The following is a 12982-nucleotide window of genomic DNA, read 5'->3' on the forward strand; positions in this document are numbered from 1 at the left end:
TATGATGCCGGACGGCAGAATAATAGAAGTCCCCCCAGGGATGACCTCGACCCCTTACGGAGCGCGCAATGCAGACATTGTTTCCGCAGATCAAACCCCATGCCCGGCACGATCTGGCTGTCGATGACACCCACACGCTGTACGTCGACGAAAGCGGTTCGCCGGAAGGCCTGCCGGTGGTGTTCATCCACGGTGGTCCCGGCGCCGGTTGCGACGCCCAGAGCCGTCGCTATTTTGACCCGAACCTGTATCGCATTGTCACCTTCGACCAGCGCGGCTGCGGACGCTCCACACCGCATGCCAGCCTGGAAAACAACACCACCTGGGATCTGGTCGCCGACCTTGAGCGCATCCGCAAGCACCTGGGCATCGACAAATGGGTGCTGTTCGGCGGCTCGTGGGGCTCGACCCTGGCGCTGGCTTATGCGCAAACCCACCCAGAGCGCGTGCACGGTCTGATCCTGCGCGGGATCTTTCTCTGCCGTCCGCAGGAAATCGAGTGGTTCTACCAGGCCGGTGCCAGCCGTCTGTTCCCCGATTACTGGCAGGACTACATTGCGCCGATCCCGCTGGATGAACGCGACGATCTGCTCAGCGCTTTCCACAAGCGCCTGGTGGGCAACGACCAGATCGCCCAGATGCACGCGGCCAAGGCCTGGTCGACATGGGAAGGGCGCACGGCGACGCTGCGCCCGAACCCGCTGGTGGTTGATCGCTTCTCCGAACCGCAGCGCGCACTGTCGATTGCGCGGATCGAATGTCACTACTTCACCAACAACGCGTTCCTGGAACCGAATCAACTGATCCGCGACATGGGCAAGATCGCCCATCTGCCAGGGGTGATCATTCATGGTCGCTACGACGTGATCTGTCCGCTGGACAATGCCTGGGAATTGCATCAAGCCTGGCCGAACAGCGAGCTGCAGGTGATCCGCGATGCCGGTCACGCCGCCTCCGAACCGGGTATCACCGATGCGCTGGTGCGTGCTGCGAGCAACATGGCCCGACGCCTGCTCGACCTGCCGCCCGAAGAAGCATGAAGGGGCTTTTACAGCGCGTGCGCGGAGCACGCGTCGAAGTCGCGGGAGAGATCGTCGGCGCGGTAGATCAAGGTTTGCTGGTGCTGGTGGCAGTCGAACCCGACGACACGCGTACCAGCGCCGACAAACTTCTGCATAAGCTGCTTAACTATCGGGTATTCAGTGACGCCGAGGGCAAGATGAATCTGTCCCTGGCGGATGTGGGCGGCGGGTTGCTGCTGGTCTCTCAGTTCACCCTGGCTGCCGACACCAAGAGCGGGTTGCGTCCGAGTTTCTCGAGCGCGGCCCCTCCGGCATTGGGCGAGGAATTGTTCGACTATCTATTAAGCAAAGCGAAACAGATGCATGGCACTGTGGCATCAGGTAGATTCGGCGCGGATATGCAGGTGCACCTGGTCAACGATGGCCCGGTAACCTTCCTGTTACAGACATGAAAGCCCTTGAAACATCTTTTCAAGGGCTTTTCGACTGAAAACAGGCGTTTTTCGCGATAAATACTTTGTTACCCCTGATGCGTTGTCACGCGGGCTACTAGATAATCGCGCGCTATGGGGATCAGCGTTCGTTGGTCCATTTTTGACTTAGGTAGAGACTTGTCTGGATCCGATTGGGGAATCATTTTGCCCCAGCGGAGTCGGAACAATGCTCGCCAACCTGGCATATAGATAGCTGGCCGTTGGTTTTTTGATCTGTTTTCGGCGAGGGTTGCTCGTGATTGTTAGTCCCTGTAATGCAGCAAAAATGTCTGCCAAACGCATGCGAAGTGCCCTGGTAGCGGGCTCGGCGCTCCTGTGCCTGCTTAGCGCCGGCCAGCTTTGGGCGTTCAATCTTGACGATGTATCGGCCAAGGCTAAAGAGCTGGCCGGGCAGAAGTTCGAAGCCCCGCGCAGCAACCTGCCGACAGAATTTCGTGAGATGAAATTCGCGGACTATCAGAAAATCCGCTTCCTCACCGAGAAGGCTGAGTGGGCTGATCAGAAGACCCCGTTCAAGCTGTCCTTCTATCACCAGGGTATGCACTTCGATACGCCGGTGAAAATCAACGAAATCACCGCGAACACCGTCGAAGAGATCAAATACGATCCGACCCGCTTTGATTTTGGCGACCTCAAGTTCGATCCGAAGGCCACTGAGCAACTCGGCTACGCCGGTTTCCGTGTGCTGTACCCGATCAACAAGGCCGACAAGCAAGACGAAATCATGACCATGCTCGGCGCGAGTTACTTCCGCGTTGTCGGCAAGGGCCACACCTACGGCCTCTCGGCGCGTGGTCTGGCGATTGATACTGCGCTGCCGTCGGGCGAAGAGTTCCCGCGTTTTCGCGAGTTCTGGATTCAACAGCCGAAGCCGGGTGACAAGCATCTGGTGATTTTCGCGCTGCTCGACTCGCCGCGTGCCACCGGTGCCTATCGTCTGATCCTGCGCCCGGGCAGCGACACCATTGTTGACGTCAAGGCGCAGGTGTTCCTGCGTGACAAGGTCGGCAAACTGGGCATCGCGCCGCTGACCAGCATGTTCCTGTTCGGCGCCAACCAGCCGTCGAAGGTTCTCAACTACCGTCGTGAACTGCACGACTCCAGCGGTCTGTCGATCCATGCCGGCAACGGCGAGTGGATCTGGCGTCCGCTGAACAACCCGAAACACCTGGCCGTGAGCAACTTCAGCGTCGAGAACCCGCGTGGTTTCGGTCTGCTGCAACGTGGCCGCGACTTCAGCCACTACGAAGACCTCGACGATCGCTACGACAAGCGTCCAAGCGCCTGGATCGAGCCGAAGGGCGAGTGGGGCAAGGGCACTGTTGATCTGGTAGAGATTCCGACCGCCGACGAAACCAACGACAACATCGTTGCGTTCTGGAGCCCGGAAACCATGCCAGAGCCAGGCAAGCCTCTGGACTTCGCCTACCGCCTGCACTGGACCATGGACGAAGCGGCGATTCACGCGCCGGACAGCGCCTGGGTTTCGCAGACACTGCGTTCGACCGGTGACGTCAAGCAATCGAACCTGATCCGTCAGCCGGATGGCAGCGTTGCCTACCTGGTCGACTTCGAAGGTCCATCGCTGGCCGCTCTGACCCCGGACGCCGACGTGCGCAGCCAGGTCAGTGTTGGCGACAACGCCGAACTGGTTGAGAACAGTGTGCGCTACAACCCTGAAACCAAGGGCTGGCGTTTGACCCTGCGGATGAAAATCAAAGACGCGAGCAAGTCGACCGAGATGCGTGCCGCGCTGGTACAGCCAGTCGTGACCGCTGATCTGGCGAAATCGGTGCCGGCGTCCAATTCGTCCGTCGCCAAGGCCGACAAGGTCGCTGCCAAGCAACAAGAGAAACTCGACAAGGAAGCCAAGGCCGCCGAGGCCAAACAGGCTGACGCCAAGCCTGTAGCTGATGCCAAGGACAAGGCCAACAAAGACGCCAAGCAGCCAGCGGCTGCGGACGCGGCCCCAGCCACACCGGAATCGGCACCGACTGAAGAAGTCCTGACCGAGACCTGGAGCTATCAGTTGCCTGCCGATGAGTAACTCTCAAGTACAGCCAGAGACTCTGTCCGAGTATCTGGCGCATCTGCCGATGACCGACGAGCAGCGCGCGGAACTCGCGGGCTGCCAGTCCTTCAGCGAACTGCACCAGCGCTTGTCGTCGCCGACGTTCGACGCCCCTGCCGAAGCCGCTCAGGCTTCGGTGGGCAAGCGCCTGACCCTGAGCACCGCCGAAGAGCTGGAAGATGCGGAAATGCTGGTGCTCGACGCCAGCGGCCGGGTCGCGATGAAGGCGACGCCGCCGATCCGTCGGACCAAAGTCGTGCCGGAACCATGGCGCACCAACATTCTGGTGCGTGGCTGGCGTCGTCTGACCGGGCGCACCAACCCGCCACAGCCGCCAAAGGACGAGAACGTGTTGCCGGCCGCGCGCTGGCGCACCGTCGGTTCGATCCGTCGCTACATCCTGTTGCTGCTGATGCTGGGTCAGACCATCGTCGCCGGCTGGTACATGAAAGGCATCATGCCGTACCAGGGCTGGTCGTTCGTCGATCTGGAAGAAGTCCTGCACCAGCCGCTGCTGCAAACCGCCACGCAAGTGCTGCCCTATGCGCTGCAAACCAGCATCCTGATCCTGTTCGGGATTCTGTTCTGCTGGGTCTCGGCCGGTTTCTGGACGGCGCTGATGGGCTTCCTCGAGTTGCTCACCGGCCATGACAAATACCGTATCTCCGGCAAAAGCGCCGGCAACGAGCCGATTGCCAAAGACGCACGCACTGCCCTGGTGATGCCGATCTGCAACGAAGACGTACCACGCGTGTTTGCCGGTCTGCGGGCGACGTTCGAGTCGGTCGCAGCCACGGGTGATCTGGATCGCTTCGACTTCTTCGTTCTCAGCGACAGTAACGACACCGATATCTGCGTCGCTGAGCAACAGGCCTGGCTGGATGTTTGCCGCGAAGCCAAAGGCTTCGGCAAGATCTTCTATCGCCGTCGTCGCCGTCGTGTGAAACGTAAAAGCGGCAACCTCGACGACTTCTGCCGTCGCTGGGGCGGTGACTACAAGTACATGGTCGTGCTCGACGCCGACTCGGTAATGAGTGGCGAGTGCCTGACCAGTCTGGTGCGCTTGATGGAAGCCACGCCGGACGCCGGGATCATCCAGACCGCGCCGCGTGCGTCGGGCATGGACACTCTCTATGCGCGCATGCAGCAGTTTGCGACCCGCGTTTATGGCCCGCTGTTTACCGCCGGTCTGCACTTCTGGCAGTTGGGTGAATCTCACTACTGGGGTCACAACGCGATCATCCGCATGAAGCCGTTTATCGACCACTGCGCCCTGGCGCCGTTGCCGGGTAAAGGTGCTTTCTCGGGTGCGATCCTGTCTCACGACTTTGTTGAAGCCGCGCTGATGCGCCGTGCCGGTTGGGGCGTGTGGATTGCCTACGACCTGCCGGGCAGCTACGAAGAACTGCCGCCGAACCTGCTCGACGAACTCAAGCGTGACCGTCGCTGGTGCCACGGCAACCTGATGAACTTCCGCCTGTTCCTGGTCAAAGGCATGCACCCGGTGCACCGCGCGGTGTTCCTGACCGGCGTGATGTCGTACCTGTCGGCGCCGCTGTGGTTCTTCTTCCTGGTGCTGTCGACCGCGCTGCTGGCGGTGAACACGTTGATGGAGCCGCAGTACTTCCTTGAACCGCGTCAGCTCTATCCGCTGTGGCCACAATGGCACCCGGACAAGGCGATCGCGCTGTTCTCGACGACCATCGTGCTGCTGTTCCTGCCGAAACTGTTGAGCATCATCCTGATCTGGGCCAAAGGCGCGAAAGAGTTCGGCGGCAAGTTCAAGGTGACCCTGTCGATGCTGCTGGAGATGCTGTTCTCCATGCTGCTGGCGCCGGTGCGGATGATTTTCCACACCCGTTTCGTGCTCGCCGCGTTCCTCGGCTGGGCCGCGACCTGGAACTCGCCGCAGCGTGACGACGACTCCACGCCATGGAGCGAGGCAGTCAAGCGCCATGGTCCGCAGACCCTGCTGGGCTTCTGCTGGGCGCTGCTGGTGATCTGGTTGAACCCGAGCTTCCTGTGGTGGCTGGTGCCGATCGTTGGTTCGCTGATGCTGTCGATCCCGGTCTCGGTGATTTCCAGCCGTGTCGGTCTGGGCCTCAAGTCCCGTGACGAGAGCCTGTTCCTCATCCCTGAGGAATACAATCCGCCGCAGGCATTGCTGGCGACCGACCAGTACACCCACGAGAACCGCTGGCACGCGCTGAACGACGGCTTCATTCGCGCCGTGGTCGATCCGCAGCAGAACGCCCTGGCGTGCTCGTTGGCGACGGCCCGTCACGGTCAGGCCGAGCCGATCGAGTGGCTGCGTCAGGAGCGTGTACGCCACGCCTTGAAGGCGGGTCCGGCGGCGCTGAGCAACCATGATCGCCTGCAACTGCTGAGCGATCCGGTAGCCCTGGCGCGTCTGCACGAGCTGGTCTGGGCCGAAGGTCACAACGAGTGGCTGGATGCCTGGCGTGCGTCGGTGAAAGCCGATCCGCATGCGCCGTTACTGCCGCTGCGGCCGGTGAGCATGCAGGCTCAGCCGGCCTGAAAGAGAAGCCCCGCCCTCCAGCGGGGCTTTTTTATTGTTAAACAAATCGTCCATAACCCTTGTGCAAAAGAACGAGTGCGTTAGCATCCGTCCCCGAATTGGCGCACCCGGGCATTTTTGCCCATCACTGCTGGTTTTCGCGCCGCACATGCAATGGTTTTGGGGACTTGAAGATGAAGAAGTATCTGTCGATGCTGCTGGTCGGCGTCACGGCACTGGTTGCAGTCAATGCGGCGCACGCCGGTGCAATCGATGACGCGGTCAAACGCGGCACGCTGAAAGTCGGTATGGATCCGACCTACATGCCGTTCGAAATGACCAACAAGCGCGGCGAGATCATCGGCTTCGAAGTGGACATCCTCAAAGCCATGTCCAAGGCCATGGGCGTCAAGCTGGAGCTGGTCTCCACCGGTTACGACGGCATTATCCCGGCCTTGATGACGGACAAGTTCGACATGATCGGCAGCGGCATGACCCTGACCCAGGAGCGTAACCTGCGCCTGAACTTCAGCGAACCGTTCATCGTTGTCGGCCAGACCCTGCTGATCCGCAAGGAGCTGGAAGGCACCATCAAGTCCTATAAAGATCTGAACACCGCCGACTACCGCATCACCTCCAAGCTCGGTACCACCGGTGAAATGGTCGCCAAGAAGTTGATTGCCAAAGCCAAATACCACGGCTACGACAACGAGCAGGAAGCGGTGCTCGACGTGGTCAATGGCAAGGCTGACGCCTTCATCTACGACGCACCATACAACGTGGTCGCGGTGAGCAAGGTCGGCGCCGGCAAACTGGTGTTCCTCGACAAGCCGTTTACCTATGAGCCGCTGGCCTTCGGCCTGAAGAAGGGTGACTACGACAGCATCAACTTCATCAACAACTTCCTGCACCAGATCCACGAAGACGGCACCTACGATCGCATCCATGACAAGTGGTTCAAGAGCACCGATTGGCTCAAGGACATGGAATAACACTGGGTCAGTCAGACCGAGTCGCCCCATTCGCGAGCAAGCCCGCTCCCACAGGGATTGTGTGAACACCACAAATCCACTGTGGGAGCGGGCTTGCTCGCGAAGAGGGCCTCCAAGGCAACACAAAATCCGGAACCTGCAATGAAACAGAAAAAAGCCCAATGGCCCTGGCACGTCCTGACCGTGCTGGTGCTGGTCGGCCTGGCGGGCGCGTTGTATTACGCCACGTCGCTGATGTCCTACGAATGGCGCTGGAACCGCGTGCCGCAGTACTTCGCCTACCAGGCCGAAGAAACCCAGCGCGCGACCGACATCTCCACCGTCACCGAACTGATACGCAAGGGCGGCAGCGCGCAAGTCACCCTGCGCAACGACGCCGGTGACGAGCAACACCTGACCGTCGACGAGAACAGCCTGCAATTCGCTCAGGGCGACGATGTGGCCGAAGGCGACGTCGTGGGTGTGACCCGGCATTGGGCGGCAGGGCCGCTGTTGTGGGGGCTGTGGACCACGTTGTGGCTGTCGGTGGTGTCCGGCGTACTCGGTCTGCTGATCGGTCTGGTCACCGGGCTGTGCCGCCTGTCGAGCAATCCGACCCTGCGCGACCTGTCGAGCATCTACGTTGAGCTGGTGCGTGGCACGCCGCTGCTGGTGCAGATCTTCATTTTCTACTTCTTCATCGGCACGGTGATGAACCTGTCCCGGGAGTTCGCCGGGATCGCCGCGCTGTCGCTGTTCACGGGCGCTTATGTGGCCGAGATCATCCGTTCCGGCGTGCAGTCGATCGCCCGTGGGCAGAACGAAGCGGCGCGCTCGCTCGGTCTGAGCGCCGGCCAGTCGATGCGCCACGTGGTGTTGCCGCAAGCGTTAAAGCGTGTGCTGCCGCCGTTGGCCGGACAGTTCATCAGTCTGGTCAAGGACACCTCGCTGGTGTCGGTGATTGCGATTACCGAGTTGCTGAAAAGTGGCCGCGAAGTCATCACCACCTCGTTCTCGCCGTTCGAAATCCTGTTCTGCGTCGCCGGCCTGTACCTGTTGATCAACCTGCCGCTGTCGAAAATCGCCAGCCGGCTTGAGCGGAGGCTCGCGCAAAGTGATTGAAGTCCGCGATCTGGTAAAAGTCTTCGACACCCGTGGCCAGGTAGTACGGGCTGTGGATAACGTCACCACTTCCGTCGCCAAGGGCGAAGTGCTGGTGGTGATCGGCCCGTCCGGTTCCGGCAAGTCGACCTTCCTGCGTTGCCTCAATGGCCTGGAAACGTTCGACTCGGGCTCGGTGAGCATCGACGGCCTGCAACTGGCCGATCCGAAAACCGACGTCAACGCCTACCGCCGCGAAGTCGGCATGGTGTTCCAGCATTTCAACCTGTTCCCGCACATGACCGTGCTGGAAAACCTCTGTCTGGCGCAGAAAGTCGTGCGCAAGCGCGGGCAGAAGGAAAGCGAGGCCAAGGCTCTGGCGTTGCTGGAGAAGGTCGGTATTGCGCAGAAGGCTCGCGAATATCCGTCGCGCCTGTCCGGCGGTCAGCAACAGCGCGTGGCGATTGCCCGGGCGCTGGCGATGGAGCCGAAAGTGATGCTGTTCGACGAACCGACTTCGGCCCTCGACCCGGAAATGGTCGGTGAGGTGCTGGATGTGATGAAGAACCTGGCCGTGGAAGGCATGACCATGGTCTGTGTCACCCACGAAATGGGCTTTGCCCGGGAAGTGGCGGATCGGGTGCTGTTCTTCGATCACGGCAAACTGCTGGAAGATGCGTCGCCGGCGCAGTTCTTCGAGGCACCGAAGGACCCGCGCGCTCAGGCCTTTCTGCGTCAGGTCCTGTAATTTCAGCGCCTGTCAGTAAGCCTTCGCGAGCAAGCCCGCTCCCACAGTTGGAATGCGTTCCCCTGTGGGAGCGGGCTTGCTCGCGAAAGCATCACCTCAGACTTTGAACCGCCCCACCAGCATCTGCAGATGCGTCCCCAACCGCGCCAGCTCAACACTCGACGCCGCCGTCTCTTCACTCGCGGCCGAGGTCTGATCCGACACATCCCGCACATTCAGCACGCTACGGTTGATCTCCTCGGCCACGGCACTCTGCTGCTCGGCTGCTGCGGCAATCTGCTGGTTCATCGCCTGAATCGCAGAGACCGTGCGTGTAATGCTTTCCAGCGAACCGCCAGCACGACGGGTCAGCTCCACACTGCTGTCGGTCAGGCTGCGGCTGTTGTCCATGATCGTCGCTACTTGCTGGGTGCCGTTCTGCAGGCCGACGATCAGCTCTTCGATCTCTTCGGTGGACTTCTGCGTGCGCTGGGCGAGGCTGCGCACTTCATCGGCGACCACCGCGAAACCACGTCCGGCCTCACCGGCACGCGCCGCTTCGATCGCCGCGTTGAGCGCCAGCAGGTTGGTTTGCTGGGCCACGGACTTGATCACGTCGAGCACGCTGCCGATCTTGTCGCTTTCGCGCTTGAGTTCGCCCATGGCCTCGGTGGAGTGGCCGACTTCGACCGCCAGACGCTCGATCTGCGCAATGGCTTCACCGACCACCTTGTCGCCTTCGCGGGCCTGCTGGTCGGCGGCCACGGCGGCTTCGGAAGCCTCCTCGGCGTTGCGCGCGACTTCCTGCACGGTGGCGGCCATTTCGTTCATGGCGGTGGCGACCTGATCGGTCTCGATCTTTTGATTGTTGACCCCGGCGCTGGTCTGTTCGGTGACCGCCGACAGTTCCTCGGCAGCGCTGGCGATCTGCGTGACGCCATCGCTGATGCCGCCGATCAGGTCGCGCAGGCCCTGAGTCATGCTCTGCATCGAGCGCTGTAACTGGCCCAGTTCGTCGCGGCGCTGCGACACCAGGTTGTGGGTCAGGTCGCCGGCGGCGACGCGCTCGGCAACTTTCAGGGTCTGGTTCAGCGGAATGATGATCTGCCGGGTGATCGCCCACGCAGCCAGCAAGCCGAAGGCCACGGCCAGCAGGGTGGCGATGATCAACTGGTTCTTGGCACTGGCGGCGTCGGTGTCGCGCACCACGGTCTGCGATTCGGTGAGTTGCCTGCTGACGTCGAGCAGGATGTCGCCCTGGGTCGACATGCGGGCCAGGGCCTTGGCACTGGCGACCTGCGAATCGCGGAACTGGCTGACCGCCGCGCGGTAGGCCTTGAGCGAGTCGGTGGCCTGCTGCAGGTTGGCGATGTGCTGCTCAGGCAGTTTGGCGGGCAGGGTGTCGAGGTTCTTCAGAGCATTGTCGATGGCGTCGAGCGCAGGCTGCTCGGCTTCGGTCTTGCCGCTGTAGGTGTAGCCGCGCACCTGGAAGCGCGCTTGCTGGATCAGTTTGCTCAGGTCGATCACTGCGTTGAACTGCGCAACGCTGTCGCCCTGGAGCATGGATTTCTCCACCTCGGCGACCTTGGCCACGGCGTTGTCGGCGGTGGCGCCGAGTTTGCTGCGGGCGTCTTCGCGGTTGGCGCCGGCCTGCACCATGTCGGCGAAAGCGCGCTTGTATTCGGCGACGGCGGCCAGTTGTTGGTCGACCTTCGCGGCGTCGGCCGGTTGTTCGATCAGGCCACGTGCGGTTTGCAGGCCGCTGTCGAGTTTGCCCAGCAGGTCGTTGACCGCGCCCGGGCCTTGCTCGCCACGGCGCGCTTCATAGTCCAGACGCGCCAGGCGCAGGTCCTTGGTCAGTTCGTTGAGGCTGGAGATGAAACCCAGCTTGTCGCCACGGCTGATGATGCCGCTCATGCCGGTCCAGCCGGTGAAGGTGATCAACAGCGTCAGCAACAGCACCAGGCCGAAACCGATCCCCAGCTTGCGTTTGACGCTGACGTTCCCAAGATTCTCGGCTAACCAACGGTACATGCGACGACTCCCCTCGGACCACTAATTGGACTTATGGGAACTGTATCGGCTGGGTGATGGCAATCTGTAACCCGATTTGTCGGGTTAGAACAGGCGGGCGAGGAGGGCGGTGACGGCGGTTTCGACGCGCAGGATGCGCTCGCCCAGTTGCACCGGTTGCAGGCCGGACTTGCCCAGCAGATCGATTTCGTAGGGGATCCAGCCGCCTTCAGGGCCGATCGCCAGGGTCACCGGTTCGCTCAGTGCTCGCGGGCAGGGCGGGTAGTTGCCGGGGTGGCCAACCAGACCGAGGGTGCCTTCGCTGATCGCCGGCAGACGGTCTTCGACGAACGGCTTGAAGCGCTTCTCGATGATGATCTCCGGCAGGACCGTATCGCGAGCCTGTTCGAGACCGAGGATCAAATTCTCGCGAATCGCTTCCGGCTCCAGAAACGGCGTCTGCCAGAAGCTCTTTTCGACGCGGTAGCTGTTGACCAGAATCACCTTCGACACGCCCATGGTCGCCACGGTCTGGAACACCCGCCGCAGCATCTTCGGGCGCGGCAGGGCCAATACCAGAGTGAGCGGCAGCTTGGCCGGTGGTGGCTGATCGAGGGTGACCCGCAGTTCGGCTTCGCCCGCTTCCAGACGCAGCAGCTCGGCCGAGCCCATCAACCCGCCGATGCGCCCGACCCGCAGGCTGTCGCCAACTTCCGAGCGGTGGACTTCCTGCATGTGAGTCAGGCGCCGATCACGCAGCACGACGCGGTCGGCCGCAATGAAATCGGCCTCTTCGAGCAACAACAGGTTCATGGCTGCGTCGCTGGCGGCTGGTCGTTATGGTCGTCGACGGTTTCGTCCGGGCGCTCGCGCTTGCTGACCAGGCTGCCGAACAGGATGCCGATTTCAAACAGCATCCACATCGGCACGGCCAGCAGGGTCTGGGAGAAGATGTCCGGCGGCGTGAGGATCATGCCGACCACGAAGCAGCCGATGATCACGTACGGACGGATCTTCTTCAGGTATTTGACGTCGACCACGCCGATCCACACCAGCAGCACCACGGCCACCGGGATTTCGAACGCGACGCCGAAGGCGAAGAACAGCGTCATCACAAAGTCGAGGTAACTGGTGATGTCGGTCATCATTTCCACGCCGGCCGGGGTCGCGGCGGCGAAGAACTTGAAGATCAGCGGAAACACGAAGTAATAGGCGAACGCCATGCCGGTGTAGAACAGCAGGATGCTCGACACCAGCAGCGGCACCGCGATGCGCTTCTCGTGCTTGTACAAGCCCGGCGCGATGAAGCCCCAGATCTGATGCAGGATCACCGGGATCGCGAGAAACAGCGAAACCATCATCGTCAGCTTCAGCGGCGTCAGGAAGGGCGACGACACATCGGTGGCGATCATCGTCGCGCCGACCGGCAGGTACTGGCGCAGCGGCGTCGAGACGAAGGTGTAGATCTGCTGGGTGAAGGCGAACAACCCGGCGAAGATGATGAAGACTGCCGCCACACAACGCAGCAGGCGAGTGCGCAACTCGGTGAGGTGCGATACCAGCGGCATGTGCTGGTCGTTTTCGGGGAGATCGCTCATGGGGCTCGCGGCGGCAGTGTTGGGTCGTGAGGGGCCGGTGTTGTCGGCGCGGCGGGTGCAGCTACGTGTTCAACCGAATGTTCTGCAACTGCGGACACAGGTTCTGTCGGCGCTACAACGGATGCAGGTGCAGGTGTCGGCGCGACAGGCGCGCTTGGCGCATGAATCGTCTGCTCACCCACGTGTTCAACCGGCGTCGGCTCCTGCTGAACCGGTGGCGTGAAAATCTTCCGCGCCTCCTGCTCCAGCGACAGAATGTGCTCGTTGTGCAGTTGCCGACGGATCTCGTCGGCACCGATTTCACGCTCAACTTCCTGTTTGATCGCGTTGAAGCTGCGCTTCAGCCGCCCGACCCACAGGCCAGCGGTGCGCGCAGCGCCCGGCAGACGCTCGGGGCCCAGAACCAGCAGGGCAACGAGGCCGACGAGCAGCAGTTCAGAGAAGCTGATACCAAACATTAGTCAGTG

Annotated in this window: 11 protein-coding genes and 1 pseudogene; 7 read left to right on the top strand and 5 right to left on the bottom strand. The window is 61.6% G+C overall.

Annotation, left to right across the window (positions count from 1 at the left end):
• The first annotated feature begins 68 nt into the window (after positions 1–68).
• The 7 genes from pip to AC1UK9_RS02105 all read left to right on the top strand — a co-directional run bounded on the left by pip (position 69) and on the right by AC1UK9_RS02105 (position 8925).
• Positions 69–1040, top strand: coding sequence for a prolyl aminopeptidase (gene pip / locus AC1UK9_RS02075; RefSeq protein WP_003220824.1), 972 nt, complete (start codon positions 69–71; stop codon positions 1038–1040).
• Positions 1037–1474, top strand: coding sequence for a D-aminoacyl-tRNA deacylase (dtd, locus tag AC1UK9_RS02080; protein ID WP_102358787.1), 438 nt, complete (start codon positions 1037–1039; stop codon positions 1472–1474). Before pip ends, dtd begins: the two co-directional genes overlap by 4 nt.
• 307 nt (positions 1475–1781) lie before the next feature.
• Positions 1782–3563, top strand: coding sequence for a glucan biosynthesis protein G (locus tag AC1UK9_RS02085; protein ID WP_177327326.1), 1782 nt, complete (start codon positions 1782–1784; stop codon positions 3561–3563).
• Positions 3556–6126, top strand: coding sequence for a glucans biosynthesis glucosyltransferase MdoH (gene mdoH / locus AC1UK9_RS02090; protein WP_025110294.1), 2571 nt, complete (start codon positions 3556–3558; stop codon positions 6124–6126). The genes AC1UK9_RS02085 and mdoH overlap by 8 nt, the downstream gene beginning before the upstream one ends.
• Before the next feature lie 173 nt (positions 6127–6299).
• Positions 6300–7097: a transporter substrate-binding domain-containing protein gene (locus AC1UK9_RS02095; protein ID WP_473014233.1), complete on the top strand. Its 798-nt coding sequence runs from the start codon at positions 6300–6302 to the stop codon at positions 7095–7097.
• A 141-nt stretch (positions 7098–7238) separates the two neighbouring features.
• Positions 7239–8198, top strand: a complete 960-nt coding sequence (locus AC1UK9_RS02100) for an amino acid ABC transporter permease (RefSeq protein WP_025110292.1) — start codon at positions 7239–7241, stop codon at positions 8196–8198.
• A complete protein-coding gene (locus AC1UK9_RS02105) occupies positions 8191–8925 on the top strand; it encodes an amino acid ABC transporter ATP-binding protein (protein WP_482579198.1) in 735 nt (244 codons plus the stop codon). Before AC1UK9_RS02100 ends, AC1UK9_RS02105 begins: the two co-directional genes overlap by 8 nt.
• Before the next feature lie 96 nt (positions 8926–9021).
• Here the strand turns inward: AC1UK9_RS02105 and AC1UK9_RS02110 are convergent, their stop codons facing one another.
• From AC1UK9_RS02110 to tatB, 5 genes and pseudogenes are all read right to left on the bottom strand, one after another.
• Complete coding sequence (locus AC1UK9_RS02110; protein WP_418323032.1) at positions 9022–9894, bottom strand: methyl-accepting chemotaxis protein; 873 nt, start codon at positions 9892–9894, stop codon at positions 9022–9024.
• Between the two features lie 30 nt (positions 9895–9924).
• Positions 9925–10938, bottom strand: a pseudogene (locus AC1UK9_RS02115) (methyl-accepting chemotaxis protein); the annotation flags it as partial.
• 84 nt (positions 10939–11022) lie between these two features.
• Entirely contained in the window at positions 11023–11730 is a 708-nt protein-coding gene (locus AC1UK9_RS02120) for a 16S rRNA (uracil(1498)-N(3))-methyltransferase (protein ID WP_473014235.1), read from the bottom strand.
• Complete coding sequence (gene tatC / locus AC1UK9_RS02125; RefSeq protein ID WP_025110288.1) at positions 11727–12515, bottom strand: twin-arginine translocase subunit TatC; 789 nt, start codon at positions 12513–12515, stop codon at positions 11727–11729. Before tatC ends, AC1UK9_RS02120 begins: the two co-directional genes overlap by 4 nt.
• Complete coding sequence (gene tatB / locus AC1UK9_RS02130) at positions 12512–12973, bottom strand: Sec-independent protein translocase protein TatB (protein ID WP_473014236.1); 462 nt, start codon at positions 12971–12973, stop codon at positions 12512–12514. The genes tatC and tatB overlap by 4 nt, the downstream gene beginning before the upstream one ends.
• Between the last annotated feature and the right edge of the window lie 9 nt (positions 12974–12982).

The organism is Pseudomonas sp. AK-TSAG1-1 (assembly GCF_056821665.1).